Below are 15,711 nucleotides of genomic sequence, written 5' to 3'. Positions count from 1 at the left end.
TGGCTGTCAGATCTTCTGGCAGCCAACAGTTTTAACCACCCAACCTCACGGCGTATAGGTGGACAACTGGATCAAATTGCCACAGGTGTCATCAAATACCGCGGTACTCACCGGTCCCATCTGCGTTGGTTCTTGGGTAAATCTCACGCCCAAGGCTGACAATCGTTCGAATTCGCCCTGCAGATCCTGAACCGAGAATGAGGTCAGCGGAACACCATCGGCAAACAAGGCTTCTTGGAACGGACGCGCGGCCGGATGCGCCACCGGTTCCAACAAAATTTCGACCCCACCTTGATCCTCCGGTGAAACCAGGGTTAACCACTTATATTCACCCATGGGTACATCGTGCTTCTTCACAAAGCCGAGTAGCTCGGTGTAGAACTTCTCGGCCTTAGCCTGATCATCAACCAAGACACTGGTGATATAAACCTTCATCTAAACCCTCCATCTTGTTGCTCTTGCTCGTCATCGGCAGATCCGGTGCTTTCAGTTAATGCATATTTGGTACCCAAAAGCCATCAACTCGGTTAGTCCCCTGCGCGCTGCGCTTTCTGAGCGCAGCTTCAAAAAGAAAACTATGCATCGGTTTATTCCAAGATTTCTCTAGAATTCGGCTCATTCCAGTGACCCTTCACACAAAATGGCCACCCTTTCGTTGGAATAACCGCCGCGCGTCATGTTGCGTAACATTAACTGCAATGGTTCCGCTTTTCCCCCCTACCGTTTTACTCATGTCTAACTCCGCACCATCATCGAGACTGCCTCGTTGGATGACCAGCTTCGGTCCGCAGATTATCGCTGCGTTGATCGTTGGTCTGATCCTCGGCCTAGTCGCAAAGTACACCGGCAGCACCGCCGACGCACCCAATGCCCTGGGTGAAGCACTGCAGATTATAGGATCCAGCTACGTAGCCTTACTGCGCACCGCTGTCATTCCACTGATCTTCTTTGCCGTGGTCGCTTCCATCGCAAATCTGGCCCAGGTCACCAATGCCGCACGCCTCGCGTGGCAGACCCTGCTCTGGTTCGGCATCACCGCACTCATCTCGGTGACCATCGGCATGGGGTTGGGCGCGTTCATGCAGCCTGGCGCCAATACCGGCCAAAGTGCCCCGGCCGAATACGACGGCAAGACCGGGGACTGGCTCGGCTTCCTCACCGGGCTGATCCCAGCAAACTTCTTAGGCCTAGGTGCCAGCACCAAGATGACCGAGGGCGTTGCTACCACCTCGATCAGCTTTAACGTGTTGCAGATCTTGGTCATTGCGATCGCCGTGGGCATTGCAGCCCTGAAGGTCGGCAAACAGGCCGAACCATTCCTCGCATTCTCCGCCTCGATGCTTTCTATCATTCAGAAGGTGCTGTGGTGGATCATCCGCATTGCACCACTGGGCACCGTGGGTTTGATCGGTAACGCGGTAGCCAGCTACGGCTGGGACACCATTGGCGCACTGGGCAAGTTCACCGCAGCCATCTACATTGGCTTGGCCCTTGTACTCTTTGCGCTGTACCCGGTCCTGGTGCGCAGCCACGGACTGTCGATTAAGCAGTACTTCTCCGGGGTTTGGCCTGCGGTCCAGCTCGGCTTTGTGTCGCGCTCCTCGATCGGCACGCTGCCACTGACCCAGCGGGTCACCGAACGCAACCTTGGCGTACCTTCGGCTTACGCTTCCTTCGCAGTGCCATTGGGCGCCACCACCAAGATGGACGGCTGCGCCGCGATCTACCCGGCCATTGCTGCGACCTTCGTCGCTCAGTTCTTCGGCATTGATCTTGGCCTCACCGATTACCTGCTGATCGCCTTGGTTTCGGTATTGGGCTCGGCCGCTACCGCCGGAACCACCGGCGCCGTCGTGATGCTGACCTTGACCCTTTCAACCCTGGGTCTGCCATTGGCTGGCGTGGGTCTACTGCTCGCAGTTGATCCAATTGTCGATATGGGCCGTACCGCAGTGAACGTCGCCGGTCAGGCCTTAGTGCCAACCATCGTCGCCAAGCGCGAAGGCATCCTGAATATGGAGCTCTACAATGCACCGCGTAACGGCGATCCCTTCGCCGACGACTCCGTGGCGGCAACTGCTAGCCAGTCTGAAGCAAACTCGGTAAGCAGCTAGTTCGTTCCCCGGTTTAGTTACCGGAGTACCCAAGCGGTCAGCATTCACCCATCGCGGTGCGTACTGGCCGCTTGTTTTTAATGCACAACCTAATTCGTGGCGCAGAACACGCATTTCATTTTGCACAGCGTGCAAGTTTGCACGTAGTGTAATTATGTGACTTCTCAAAGTACCGGCACACGCCGCGAACTCAATAAGCAGGCGACGCATCAAGCGATCGTCGACGCGGCGTTGCAGCTGCTACGCGAGGGCCACGGCACCGCCATGACTGCCACCCAAATCGCCGAAGCCGCCGGCATCTCCCGGCGCACGCTGTTTAATTACTTCCCCTCCGTGGATGCAATCCTCTCCTATCCGCTGCATGCGGTGCTCGAACATATGGTGGAGACGCTATCGCCACTGACCGAGCATCTTCCGCTCATGCAAGCGGTGGTGCGCGCACTTCAATCCGAGCGGGCCACCGAACTTTTAGGCCAGGTCGCCCAATTTGGGGCTTATCTTCGCCAGCAGGCCAGCGGCGGCTGCTACCCCCAAAATTTCATCGCCTGGCAAAGCGCCACCGGCGAGGTCATCGCAAAGGTAGTCTCGCGCTACCCCCAGGCAGATGCCTACTCAATCCGCGTGTTTACCCACGCGACCTTGGGCGCCGGGCAGGCAGCCTTCGACACCTGGATTGACCAGCTACCCGAGCCTGGTGCCTCGGGACTCCATATCTCCGATGAACTCATCGATTCCTTCCACCGGCTAATTACCCGCGCCATGGAAACGCTCGACGCGGGTTTTAACTCGCTGCTCTTAACTGCCTCAACCTCGCTTCAGGAAGACTAAGCCATGGCTACATACCTCTACCGCCTCGCCTCGTGGGCGCATAAAAACCGTCTACGCATGCTAGCCATGTGGATTGCTGCCTTCATCGCTATCGGCGTGTGCGCCTCCCTCTTCATGGGACAGCTATCTAATACCTTCACCCTGCCGGGCACCGAAACCCAGCGCACCATGGACCGGATGAAAAATGAGTTGCCTGATTTGGCCGGCGGCCAAGGCACCATCGTCTTCCGTGAAGGTTCCAACCGGGCGCTGAACGCAGATCAAAAGTCCGCGATTCAGGATTCCTTGGAGCAGCTGGCGTTGCACCCACAGGTTGTCGAGGCCATGAGTCCCTTCGAGCTGCAAAAGCAGCTTGATGATGCCAAACCGGAACTGGATAAGGCTCAGCAAAAACTGGTTGACGGACAGCAAGACCTTGACAAGGCTAAAGAGCAGATAGCCGACGGCAAGGTGCAGCTGGCCGATGGTAAAGAGCAGATCACTGAAGGGTGGTCCCAGCTCTTTGACGGCACCAAGGAAATCGAGGATGCCCAGCCACAGATTGACGCGGCAGAAAAGAAACTTGCCGCCGGGTGGAGTGAACTTCGCGCAGGCGAGGCCCAGCTGAAAAGCGGTCAGGCACAATTTGATGCGGGTGAAAAGAAATACCAGTCAGGTCTGGCAGAGTACAACGCTGGATACAAGAAGTACCAGTCAGGCAGCAGCCAGTTTGCTGCCGGAGAAAAACAACTTGATCAGGCCGATGCCAAGCTCGCCCAGGGCGAGAAGGAATACCAAAATGGTCTGAAACAGCTTCTAGATGGCAAGTCGCGTGGTGCCTTGGAAAAGGAACTTACCGCCGGCAAAAAGCAGGCCACCGAGGGCCTGGCGAAGGCTGAAGAGGGTCTTAAAACCATCGAGCCGCAAATCTCGGAATTGAACACCCAAATCACCGGTGTTCAGCAGCTGCTGAAGCAGGCCGAAGCCGAGGGTAACGACGCAGATATTGCTAAACACCAGGCCACCTTGCAAGACATGCAGGCGGGTCTTGACCAGCTCACCGCTGCGAAGACTAAGGCCACCGAAGGCAAGACGCAGGCCAACGCCGCGCTGAAACAGATTGCCCAAGCCCAGTCCGGGCTCAGGCAGTTAGATGGCGCCCGTAAGGAACTGGATGCCGGTGCTAAAAAGGCCACCGAGGGACGCAAGGAACTCGAAGCCAACCGTAGCCAACTAACTTCCGCAAAAAAGCAGCTTGATCAGGCAAAAGCCCAGCTTGCCTCGGGCAAAAAAGAACTTGATGCGAATAAGGCAAAACTTGCCCAAGCCCGGGTGCAGCTTGCTTCCGGTCGTGCAGAATTGAACTCCGGACAGGCCCAGTTCGACAAACAAAAGGCCACGTTCGAAGCGGGCAAGGCTCAGCTGGTGACTGCAGAAAAGACGCTGCGCGACTCTGAGACCACGCTCAAGGAAAAGACCAAGGAGCTGGAAGACGGAGAAAAAGAAATCGTCACCGGCGAAAAGGAGCTAGAACGCGGACGCGCAGAGCTAGAGTTCGCCTCCCGTCAGGTCGGCGCCAGCGGCGACATGCGCTTCGTCTCCAAGGACGCCTCCACCGCCGTCTCCCAGGTCAGCTTCCGCATCCAAACCGACGCGTTGACCGCCTCTGACCGTGAAGCAATCACCGCGATCGCCGCAGGCCCACAGGCCACCGGGGTTGAAGTACTTTTCTCCAAGGAAATCCTGCAAGATATTTCCGAGGTCTTTGGTACCGCAGAAATCATCGGTGTGGTCATCGCCGCCGTGGTGCTGCTGGTCATGCTCGGCACGCTCATCGCGGCCGGGCTGCCACTACTCCTGGCACTTCTTGGCGTAGGCGCAGGTGTAGGAACCACGCTGGCCTTCTCCTCAATGTTCTCAATGGCCTCAATTACCCCAGCGCTGGCATTGATGTTAGGCCTGGCCGTCGGTATTGACTACGCACTGTTCATTATTCACCGCCACCGTACCCAGCTGCTGTCCGGCATGGAGGTAGGCGAATCCATCGCCCGTGCGGTAGGCACCAGCGGCAACGCGGTAGTCTTCGCAGGCTTGACGGTCATCATTGCGCTGGCCGCGCTGGCCGTACCAGGTTTGCCATTCCTGACCGTACTGGGGTTGTCCGCGGCCTTCACCGTGCTCTGCTCGGTACTGCTGAACATCACCTTGCTGCCGGCCCTGTTGTCCTTCGCCGGCAACAAACTGGTCTCCAAGCGTGCCCGGAAGAACGCGAAAAAACCGGTGACCAAGGAACCGATCTCGGCACGCTGGGTGCGCATGGTTACCAAGATCGCGATTCCCGTCTCCCTGCTGGTGATCGTGGTGCTCGGAGCAATTGCACTGCCGGTCTCACAGATGCGGACCGCCTTGCCCGACGGCAGCGCCGAAGCCGCCGATTCGCAAGCCTTCCAGGCCTACCAACAGACCAGTGATAAGTTCGGCGCCGGCTACAACGGCCCACTGCTGGTACTCGCCGACCTGCCCGAGGGACTCTCCCAGCGTCAGGCGGATACCAAGTCACTGGATATCGCCGATATGTTGCGCGAATACCACGGCGTGGTAGCAGCCATCCCGGTCACCATGACCGATGACCGTTCGCTGTCCGCCATTCAGGTGATCCCGGAAGGCGGTCCGGCCTCCGCCGAGACCGAGGCACTGGTCCACGAATTACGTGACAACGCCGGAAAGTTCACCGACGCCACCGGAGCGAAGATCGCTGTCACCGGTCAGGTTGCGGCGCAGATTGATGTGTCGGAGAAGGTCACCAGCGCGTTGCCACCGTATCTGGCCATCGTGGTAGGACTTTCACTGATCTTGCTGTTGTTAGTCTTCCGTTCGGTGGTTGTGCCCCTGCTAGCCACCGGCGGCTTCCTGCTATCCCTAGCCGCCGCCTTCGGCGCCAGCGTGATGGTTTACCAGTTCGGTTGGATGTCTTCGGCCTTCGACGTCAATGTCCCTGGCCCGCTGCTCAGCTTCCTGCCGATCTTGCTCACCGGTATCCTTTTTGGCCTGGCCATGGACTACCAGGTGTTCTTGGTTTCGGCGATGCGCGAGCATTACGCCCACGGTGTATCGGCTCGTGATGCGGTACGTTCTGGGTTCTCCATGGCGGCCCCGGTGGTCACCGCGGCGGCGCTGATCATGATTGCGGTCTTCGCCGGCTTCATCTTCTCGCACCTGTCGATGATCCGCCCGCTGGGCTTTGCACTGGCAACCGGAGTACTCTTTGACGCCTTTGTGGTCCGTATGACGCTGATCCCAGCGGTCATGCACCTGCTCGGCGACAAGGCTTGGTACCTTCCCAAGTGGCTGGATAAGATCCTTCCAGACGTTGACGTTGAAGGCGCTAAGCTCAACGCAATGCTTGAACGCAAGGCCGAAGAAAACGCAGCTCACAACCCCACCAAGGAGACCGCCAGCGTATGAGCACCACGATAAGCACGCCGCGATTGCTACTTGCCTCCGCCAGCGCCGGAAGGCAGAAGTTGCTCCGCGACGCCGGCTTGGCTTTCACCACGCAGGTCTCCAGGGTGGACGAAGATGCGGTGCTGAGCGCTGCCGAAGCGGAGCATGGGCCACAAAGCCCGTCGGCCACGGCGTTGCTGCTAGCCAAAGCGAAGGCAGAAAATGTCGCCGGGGACGCCCATCTTGAGGGCACTCTAGTGCTCGGTTGCGACTCGGTCTTCGAGCTTAATTCCCTGGCCTACGGCAAACCTCATACCGCACAGGTTGCCCGCGAACGCTGGCAACAACTGAGCGGCGCTACCGGGATCCTGCATTCGGGACATTGGCTGATCGATACTGCCAATCCGGAAGCTGCTACCGGAGAGATCTCCTCAACCACGGTGCACTTCGCCACCGTGAGCGACGCGGAAATCGAAGCCTACGTGGCCAGCGGAGAACCGTTGCCCTGCGCCGGTGCGTTTACCATCGACGGTTTGGCCTCGGCCTTTATCGAATCCATCGAAGGCAATTTCCAAAACGTGGTGGGTCTCGATATTTTTGTGCTTCGCAAATTGCTGACCCAGTCAGGTATCAGCATCACCGAGCTATGGAAATAGTCTCCATACATCGTGCTGAACGGCGCTTGGCGCGGCATCCCCTGCAGCAAGCGCCGTTCGCTTACCGCTAGACCGAGAGAACTTAGATCATTGAGTGTCCAACGACGTTTCACCTTGCCCGCAGTGGCCACCGCCGCAGCGTTAGTCTTATCCAGTTGCGCTTCGGATGCCGGCTCTAATTCAGGCTTCGAGTCCACCCCAGAAGACACGGTTTACTGTGTTGATCAAGACAACGTCGTAGTTGACGAAGCACAGTGCAATGACGCTCAAGGCTCCTCCGCGCACCATGGCGGCTCGGGCATCGGCACCGCACTCATGTTCTTCATGATCGGCCGCTACGCCGGCGGACTGCGCCCGGGCACCAGGCTTGATCCTACTCAGTCCACGCAGCGTTTTAGCACCACAGACAATGCTGCCCGGACCAAGGCTGGATTATCAGGCACCTTCCGCAATGGCTATTCGGCATCCACCGGAAAACCGGCAGGTTTTGGCTCCAGCAACAAGCAGCGCAGCGGCACCGGTCATTCCGGTGGCTTCGGCGGCGGACACACCGGAGGCTAAGCACAGTGCAACGCAAGATGACCACCGCACGTCCAGATTATCTTTCCAAGGTCCAAGCCGCAGGGCTGGTGTACACACACGATGATGCCCACAGTTCCGCACCGCAGCTCTACAGATACTGGCGCGATGACGCCTACTACGAGCTGACCCCTCAAGAAATCGAGGTGCTGCACCAGGCAGCCACCGCGGTGTTTTCCATGATGGAGGAAGCCGGAGACTATCTGCTCTCTCCCGCTGGCGCCTCGGATCTAGCACGCTTTGGCATCCCGCACCGCGCCATGCGCGCTATCCGCGATAGCTGGAATGAAGAGCCAGCTGCCGGATCTGTCTACGGCCGTTTCGACTTCCGTTTTGGCGGGCTGACCCACCCCGAGCCGGACCAGCGCATCCCCAAACTTTACGAGTTTAATGCCGACACCCCCACCTCACTGGTCGAGTCCCTAGTGCAGTGGCAATGGTTCGAGGATCAGCCTCAGCTAGGCTCCAGCCAATGGACCAATATGTATGAGGACCTGGTGGCGGCCTGGCAGCGAAACCTTGAAATTATCTCGCGCAAGATTGGTGCCGTGCCCACCGTCTACTTTGCCTGCAGTGAAGAAGATACCTCCCACGAGGATCAGATGAATACCCTGGTGTTGCGCGATACCTGCGCCGCGGCCGGATACCGTACCGAAACCATCTATATCGAGAATCTCTGGGTCGATGAGCAGGGACGCTATTGCGCGGGCGAAAACGGCCCGCACATCCAGGTCATTTTTAAGCTGTACCCCTGGGAGCATATGGTGCACAGCGAGAATGCCGATGAGCTTTTCGAGGATATGCGTGACTCGGGATTCGACGGTGCCAGCTACCGTGGTGGCACCATCTGGATCGAACCACCGTACAAGATGCTGTGGAGCACCAAGGCTATCTTGCCGGTGCTGTGGAAGCTCTTCGGCGAGGTTCCGGATCGCTCCCAGTATCTGCTCCCTGCATGGTTTGACGGCCAGGCCCCGTACTACATCCAACGCCTTGGCTACGTGCGCAAACCATTACTCAGCCGCGAAGGTGCCGACATCACCATGTACCTGCCAGACGGTGGCCTCACCCTAGGCGAAGCTCAGGGTTATGGCGAGGAAGGGTTCATCATTCAAGAGCTCGCCTTGCCTCCGGTGTTCCGCCGCGCGGATGAAGCAACGGATGTCAGCACGGTGTTGGGCATCTGGATGATCGATGGCGAGCCTTCTGGTCTTGCGGTGCGTGAAAGTCAGGGACCGATTACCGATAATTTCGCCAACTTCATCCCGCATGTGATTTCCCACTAGCCGGTCCGGATTAAATGCCCCACGTTTTTGTAGGAACCCTCTAAATTTTTTGGTCTAACACCCCGGAATTTGCGGATAAGTACATATAGTTCCCACAAAACCGATAGGCTCCTAGGTGAGAAACCGTAACTTTTTAAAGACAAGGTTCACCCATGAATCCATTGACGAAGGTGCTGGTCGCCAACCGCGGCGAGATTGCAGTGCGAATTATCCGTGCGGCACGCGACGAAGGAATCGAGTCGGTCGCTATCTACGCCGATTCGGACCGCGATGCACTGCACGTGCGACTGGCCGATGAGGCCTACGCACTGGGCGGCACCACGGCCGCCGAATCCTACCTTCGTATCGAGAAGATTCTGGACATCGCGCAGCGCTCCGGCGCCGACGCGGTACACCCCGGCTACGGCTTCCTGGCCGAGAATGCCGACTTCGCGCAAGCGGTTATCGATGCCGGGCTGACCTGGATTGGGCCAAGCCCACAGGCCATTGACCAGCTTGGTGACAAGGTCAAGGCGCGTCATATCGCTGAAAAGGTCGGCGCTCCACTGGTTCCAGGCACCAAGGATCCGGTGGCCTCGGCCGAAGAGGTATACGCTTTTGCCGATGAATTCGGTTTGCCGCTGGCCATCAAGGCCGCCTACGGCGGCGGTGGCCGCGGAATCAAGGTAGTGCGCAACCGCGAGGACATCGGCGAGATGTACGAGTCCGCAGTCCGTGAAGCCATTGCGGCCTTTGGCCGCGGTGAATGCTTTGTCGAGCGGTTCTTAGATGCCCCGCGCCACGTCGAAACCCAGTGCCTAGCAGATAATCAGGGCAACGTCGTGGTCGTTTCCACCCGTGACTGCTCCTTGCAGCGTCGCAACCAGAAGCTCGTCGAGGAGGCTCCGGCTCCCTTCTTGAACGAGGAGCAGGTCACCCGACTCTACGAAGCTTCCAAGGCGATCCTGCGCGAAGCAAACTACACAGGTGCCGGCACCTGTGAGTTCCTCGTCGGACAAGACGGCGTCATCTCCTTCCTCGAGGTCAACACCCGACTGCAGGTCGAGCACACGGTATCCGAGGAAGTTACCGGTCTTGATCTGGTGCGCGAACAGTTCCGCATTGCCCGCGGCGAAGAGCTGGGCTACACCGACCCTGAGGTCCGCGGCCACTCTTTCGAATTCCGAATTAATGGCGAAGACGCCGGCCGCGGCTTCGTGCCAACCCCTGGCACCATCACCAAGATGAGCCTGCCTACCGGTCCTGGCGTCCGCGTAGATTCGGGTATCGAAGCCGGCGAGAGTGTCTCAGGAAACTTTGACTCGATGATCTCCAAGCTGATCATCACCGGCGCCACCCGGGAGATCGCCGCCGCCCGTGCACGCCGTGCGCTGGAAGAATTTAAGCTCGAAGGAATGGCAACGGTATTGCCATTCCACCGTGCGGTCATGTCAGATGCCGCGTTCGTGCCAGAATCAGGCCCCTTCAAGGTCCACACCCGCTGGATTGAAACCGAATTTGCCACCGTCATTGAACCGCACCCAATGCCGATGGCAGAAGCGGAAGAAGCCGACGAACGCACCTCGGTGACCGTAGAGGTTGCCGGCAAGCGTCTGGAAGTCACTCTACCTTCCTCGCTGGGGTCGGTATCGGCCACCGCAGATAAGGGTGCCAAGAAAAAGCGTAAGCCAGGGCGCAAGGCCGGGGCTGCCGCCGCTGGCAACAGTGCAGAGCTGCGTTCGCCGATGCAGGGCACTATCGTGAAGGTTGCGGTGGCCAACGGGGATACCGTCGCCGCCGGAGATCTGATCGTAGTACTTGAAGCAATGAAGATGGAACAGCCAATTACCGCACACCGTGCAGGTACCGTCCAAGGCCTAGAGGTGAGCCCCGGAGAGTCACTGTCCTCCGGAGCGGTGATCGCCTCGATCATCGAAGCGGACTAAGTACCCACCGCCAATTTGGGCCGTTCAAACGTTACGCGTTTGGACGGCCCTGGGCGTTTAACCAATCGGAAAAGGTTTCGCTACCCAGCCGCGCGCCCGGCCCGGGAAGCAAAGAGCCATCACGCATGGCGCGGCTCATCGGCCCGGGTAACGGTATTTCGAACACCCGTTTGACCCGCCCGGTATACTACTCGATGACTCGACAGCACTCAAAGCGGTTATGCTTGCGCACTTGCTGGCGTGCTGGTTCTAATTATTGAATCCGCGGGAGTCGTGGAAAGTTTTAATCTACTCATACAAGGATCAATAGTTTCGTTTGTCGCCATGGCATTTGCGGGAGTGTTGTTCATTTTAGTCCGCAAAGTTTTTGTCGATCACCAATAACACAGAGTACGGCGAAAGTGGATTTTGGTGTTTTGGATATGCAGCCCACCAGCTTCCCTTTGATTTGGAACCCTTGCATTTTAGTGAGACTTGGAGAATATTCGTTTGGTCGAAAATGGCTTGTCTAAAGTACGCCTCTTGACATGGCTTCCGCAGATCCCCCAGCCAAACACGGTCCCCAGAGAGTACATAATGATGTCAGTTACGGTGAGCGCACGTCCCCAGTTCGTGAGTAACTGAGAAATCTCGATGAGCCCACCGAATCCGATAAGAAAGATGAATGCGGCACTGGTTCTCATTTTTGTGAACCACAAGGTAAGAATCATGCCAGGTACAAAAAGAATCGCGTTGAGCGCGGATTCTCGTACAGCAGTTAGATTCAGGCCATACTGGTCAAACCATCCATCAAGGGGAACTAATGAGAATCTTGCCCTGTCCTCTCCTTCGAATTGAATCGGAGCACTTCCACCGTTGGGAATGATGGTAATCATGACGACACCGATATACCAGCAAGCTAAGCACCATAAACCCAGGGTTTCCCGAACGTCTCGTTTGTTTGGCCGCTTCGAAAATCGGCTAACAAAGAGCATCACAATTAACACGATGACGCTAACGAGAAAGAACCAGGGAACGAGCCAACCAAAAGCCCGAATTGCGTTTGTCACGTGTTAGTAGCCTTATCTCCGGTGTAACAATTTTTCCATTGACAGTAACATATCCGACGTTGTCAAGCACATAAATATGGAATTTGAAGGACCACTTTCGCGTGTCGTCAAAGCGTCTTGCACCCGCAGAACCGCAATTCAATGTGAAGTCACCGTTGTTGCGCCGGATAAGACCCGTGGGTTGATTGCTGATTCTCTAGATCTGTACTTTGAGTGAACGAAAAACTCCGTCAGCGTCAGAACGTTTAGGCTCTGGCTGGATACTGAAAGCTGGCATAAGTGAATGAAATTTTCGTTCACTTATATGCCCGATCCCTTTAGAACCCTGTTGCTGGCTATAGCCAGCGCGGGCGGCTTGTTTCGGGTATTTCATCGTTGCGTACGTTACTGGTTCTAGGTTTCTAACCCGAACGAAAATATGGCCGGGTTCCTTCTCCCCCACCTAAAACAACCTGTTCGGCTATCAGCCCTGGATATAAGTTCGAACCTGCGGTTGATAGTGAATGAAATTTTCGTTCACGAAATTCTCTGAACCGGAGGCAGACCCGCAGCAGCCGTTTTGCCCTCTAGCCACGCCCAGGACAAATGAAAGATGGCGTGTAATGCGAATCCTTGCGGACTGCCTTACACGCCATCTTGAAGATTTTTCAGCCGTTATTACTCGACGAATTCTTCCATATCTACATCTTTAGTATCGCGGGTAAGGAACAGTGCCACCAAGGTGAGCACAGCGGCAATTGCCAGGTAGATGCCCACGCCCGTCGTGCTGCCATTTCCAGCGCTCCACAATGCGATTGCCACGAATGAAGCCGGGGCTGCACCAATGACCGAGGACAGGTTGTAAGCAACCGCGGATCCGGTGTAACGCACGTTGGAGGGAAAAAGCTCCGGCAAGTACGAGGCCATCGGACCGAAGGTCAGACCCATGAGGGTGAAACCGACAATCAGACCTGCCATCGCTGCGGCCTGTCCAGGGCCGAAGAATAGCGTCCAGGCTAAACCGAAAATTAGAATTCCAATGGTAACCCAAATCAAGAACTTGCGACGGCCATATTTCTCGGCCAACGGTCCCGAAAGCATAGTGAAAATACCGAAGAATACGACGCCGATAATCAGCATGGTGAGGAAGGTCGGGCGGTCAATTCCCAGACCTGGAACGAATCCTTCAGCGTTAAAGGTTTTGCCGGCCGCTTTCGCAGTAGCCTGCCCTTGTTCAACGGATGATGCTGTAGTGCCGTATGTCAGGGTAAACGAGGTCATTAGGTAGAACAGCACGTAGGTGGCCAACATGATGAAGGTACCGGCCAGAGTTGGACGCCAGTGATGTTTCATCGTGACCGAGAAAGGTGACTTTACGACCTTCTTCTCGTTAAGTACCTTCTGGAATGACAAGGATTCAACGAGCTTCAAACGTACCCACAGGCCAATGATCACCATGACAGCGGAGAAGTAGAACGGTACGCGCCAGCCCCATGCTAAGAACTGTTCTGCGGTCAGGGTGGTCTGCAGGACCACGAAGATCAGGTTAGAAAGAATAAAGCCGACCGGTGCCCCCAATTGCGGGAAGGTGCCGTAGATAGCTCTCTTATTCTTTGGAGCGTTCTCCGTCGCAAGCAATGCCGCGCCAGACCATTCACCACCAAGCGCCAGTCCTTGAGCGAATCGCAAAATCACCAAAGCCAGAGGAGCGAGGACCGTCCAGTGCCCCTGCGCAGCAGGTAGGAAGCCCATCAGGAAGGTAGCGATACCCATCAATAGCAATGACGCAACCAGAGTTCCCTTACGTCCCAACCTGTCGCCGTAGTGGCCGAAGATTATGGAGCCAAGCGGACGCGCAACGAATGCCACACCAAAGATGGCAAAGGAGGACAAGATTGCGTTAATCGGCGTTGCGTTAGGGAAGAACAGCGTAGGGAAAACCAATACCGACGCAGTGGCGTAAGCATAAAAGTCGAAGAATTCGACGGTGGTGCCGATCATGCTGGCGAACAGCACGCGACCTCTGGTGTTTTCCTTTGGCGCTACTGTCTGGTTAGCCTGCGACATGCTGGCGGCTCCTTCTAAGATGCGAATAAAGGCTCGTTTATGACTTCATAATGGTACGTCGAACTGACCAGCATGTGGATATTTGTGTCCAACATTCGGACACATTTCTTCCATCAAGTCATTTTGAACCTGAGTTCGGACACTGACCTGCAGAAAAAGCGCTTCCAAATAATGAGACTAATGACCCTAGATCTCTGCGGCACTTGTACCAAAGATAGAACTTCCTGTGAGGTGATTCGCAAAAGTTGCTTCAAATCCGTCCGTGGCTAGCAACGCGGAACACCATAGAACCTAAAAACCGAAAAAGCCGAGCTTCCCGATCAAAATCAGGAAGCCCGGCTTTTGCTCGGAACGGGTAAAACTACATGCGGCGGTGCAACCGTCGAGCAGCTTCGGCCAACGAACCTGACAAGGATGGGTAAACCGAGAAGGTTTCCGCGACATCGTCTACGTGCAAGCTATTTTGCACGGCGAGCGCGAGCGAGAAGATGAGCTCACTGGCACGTGGTGCAACGACAACGCCACCAATAACGGTTCCCGAACCCTTGCGTGAAACGATTTTCACGAAGCCCTTTTCAACGTTCATCATCTTCGCACGAGCGTTCGTGTTCAGATCTACCTTGATGATGTTGGCCTGGTATTTACCTTCAGCTACTGCACGCTGGGAAACACCAACAGTGGCAATTTCCGGCGAGGTAAAGACGTTCGAGGAGACCAGATTCAAATCCAGTGGCTTCACCGAGTCACCTAGCAAGTGAGCTACGGCGATACGCCCCTGCATAGCCGCTACCGAGGCCAGTGCGAAGACTCCGGTGCAGTCACCGGCAGAGTAAATGTTGGTCACGGTGGTGCGCGAAACGCCATCAACCTTGATATGGCCAGAATCAGTCAACTGCACGCCAACTTCTTCTAGTCCCAGACCTTCGGTGTTAGGGATACCGCCAACTGCAATCAAGCAGTGGCTTCCTTCAAGCACTCGTCCGTCTGCCAGCGAAACGAAGACCTTATCGCCCTTACGCTCAACACCCTCGGCGCGAGCCTGCGAGACAACGTTGACACCGTTTTCTTTAAAGGTGTCTTCAAGTACCGCCGCGGCATCTGCGTCTTCGCCCGGAAGCACACGATCACGCGAGGAGACTAAGGTCACCTTGGCGCCAAGAAGATTGTAGGCGGAAGCGAACTCGGCACCGGTGACACCGGAACCAACGACGATCAGGTGCTCTGGCACCTCGTTCATGTTATAAATCTGAGTCCAGTTGAAGATACGCTCGCCATCTGGTTTGGCGGTAGGAAGTTCACGCGGATGGGCACCGACGGCCAACAGGATTGCGTCTGCTTGGATGGTCTGTTCCGAACCATCAGGGTGACTTACGGCGATGTTTTTACGGTCTAGGAGACGGCCTTCGCCGACCACAATACGCACTCCGGCACGTTCTAGGCCGGTACGGATGTCACTGGACTGCTCCTTGGCAAGTTCCAGCAATCGGTGGTTGACCACCGAGAAGTCGGTTTGCGCGTCATCGATCCCCTCGATGTGGACACCGAAGGTTTCCGCGTGCTGTACACGGCGTACCGCGTCAGCGGTGGCAATGAGGGTTTTTGACGGCACGACGTCGGTTAGAACCGCCGAACCACCCATCCCTGCACGTTCCACCACAGTGACATTGGCACCTAGTTGGGCGGCTCCCATGGCAGCTTCATAGCCACCTGGTCCACCACCGAGGATTACTAAACGGGTTGCTTTATTCCTAGGATCTGCGCTCACATTTTCCATTGTTCCCCATGCACAGCTTTTGCGCACATCA

11 protein-coding genes are annotated in these 15,711 nt (G+C 56.5%); 7 read left to right on the top strand and 4 right to left on the bottom strand.

What is annotated here, in order from left to right; all coding sequences use genetic code 11:
* Positions 1-45: 45 nt before the first annotated feature.
* Positions 46-435 (bottom strand): VOC family protein, encoded by a 390-nt coding sequence (locus tag IEX04_RS06080; protein ID WP_188684456.1) that lies wholly within the window; start codon positions 433-435, stop codon positions 46-48.
* Positions 436-731: 296 nt separating this feature from the next.
* On the opposite strand from IEX04_RS06080, the gene IEX04_RS06075 reads away from it, so the two are divergent.
* The 7 genes from IEX04_RS06075 (at position 732) to IEX04_RS06045 (ending at position 10,811) form a co-directional block, all read left to right on the top strand.
* A complete protein-coding gene (locus IEX04_RS06075; protein WP_188684454.1) occupies positions 732-2,114 on the top strand; it encodes a dicarboxylate/amino acid:cation symporter in 1,383 nt (460 codons plus the stop codon).
* 156 nt (positions 2,115-2,270) lie between these two features.
* Complete coding sequence (locus IEX04_RS06070) at positions 2,271-2,942, top strand: TetR family transcriptional regulator (protein WP_188684452.1); 672 nt, start codon at positions 2,271-2,273, stop codon at positions 2,940-2,942.
* Between the two features lie 3 nt (positions 2,943-2,945).
* Positions 2,946-6,386 (top strand): MMPL family transporter, encoded by a 3,441-nt coding sequence (locus tag IEX04_RS06065; RefSeq protein WP_188684450.1) that lies wholly within the window; start codon positions 2,946-2,948, stop codon positions 6,384-6,386.
* Entirely contained in the window at positions 6,383-7,021 is a 639-nt protein-coding gene (locus tag IEX04_RS06060) for a Maf family protein (protein ID WP_188684448.1), read from the top strand. The genes IEX04_RS06065 and IEX04_RS06060 overlap by 4 nt, the downstream gene beginning before the upstream one ends.
* A gap of 90 nt (positions 7,022-7,111) precedes the next feature.
* Positions 7,112-7,582 (top strand): hypothetical protein, encoded by a 471-nt coding sequence (locus IEX04_RS06055; protein WP_141392959.1) that lies wholly within the window; start codon positions 7,112-7,114, stop codon positions 7,580-7,582.
* 5 nt (positions 7,583-7,587) lie between these two features.
* Positions 7,588-8,886 carry a glutathionylspermidine synthase family protein gene (locus tag IEX04_RS06050; RefSeq protein WP_188684446.1) on the top strand — a complete coding sequence of 433 codons (1,299 nt, stop codon included), beginning with the start codon at positions 7,588-7,590 and terminating at the stop codon, positions 8,884-8,886.
* Between the two features lie 152 nt (positions 8,887-9,038).
* Positions 9,039-10,811, top strand: coding sequence for an acetyl/propionyl/methylcrotonyl-CoA carboxylase subunit alpha (locus IEX04_RS06045; RefSeq protein WP_188684444.1), 1,773 nt, complete (start codon positions 9,039-9,041; stop codon positions 10,809-10,811).
* 464 nt (positions 10,812-11,275) lie between these two features.
* Here the strand turns inward: IEX04_RS06045 and IEX04_RS06040 are convergent, their stop codons facing one another.
* The 3 genes from IEX04_RS06040 to IEX04_RS06030 form a co-directional block, all read right to left on the bottom strand.
* Positions 11,276-11,860: a VanZ family protein gene (locus tag IEX04_RS06040; RefSeq protein ID WP_188684442.1), complete on the bottom strand. Its 585-nt coding sequence runs from the start codon at positions 11,858-11,860 to the stop codon at positions 11,276-11,278.
* 657 nt (positions 11,861-12,517) lie between these two features.
* Entirely contained in the window at positions 12,518-13,906 is a 1,389-nt protein-coding gene (locus tag IEX04_RS06035; RefSeq protein ID WP_188684440.1) for an MFS transporter, read from the bottom strand.
* Between the two features lie 361 nt (positions 13,907-14,267).
* Positions 14,268-15,680, bottom strand: a complete 1,413-nt coding sequence (locus IEX04_RS06030; RefSeq protein ID WP_096256660.1) for an NAD(P)H-quinone dehydrogenase — start codon at positions 15,678-15,680, stop codon at positions 14,268-14,270.
* Positions 15,681-15,711: the final 31 nt, after the last annotated feature.

It is taken from the genome of Glutamicibacter ardleyensis (genome assembly GCF_014644555.1).
Classification (GTDB): domain Bacteria; phylum Actinomycetota; class Actinomycetes; order Actinomycetales; family Micrococcaceae; genus Glutamicibacter; species Glutamicibacter bergerei.
Note: the sequence above shows the minus strand (reverse complement) of the source record. Positions and strands in the feature narration are given on the sequence as shown.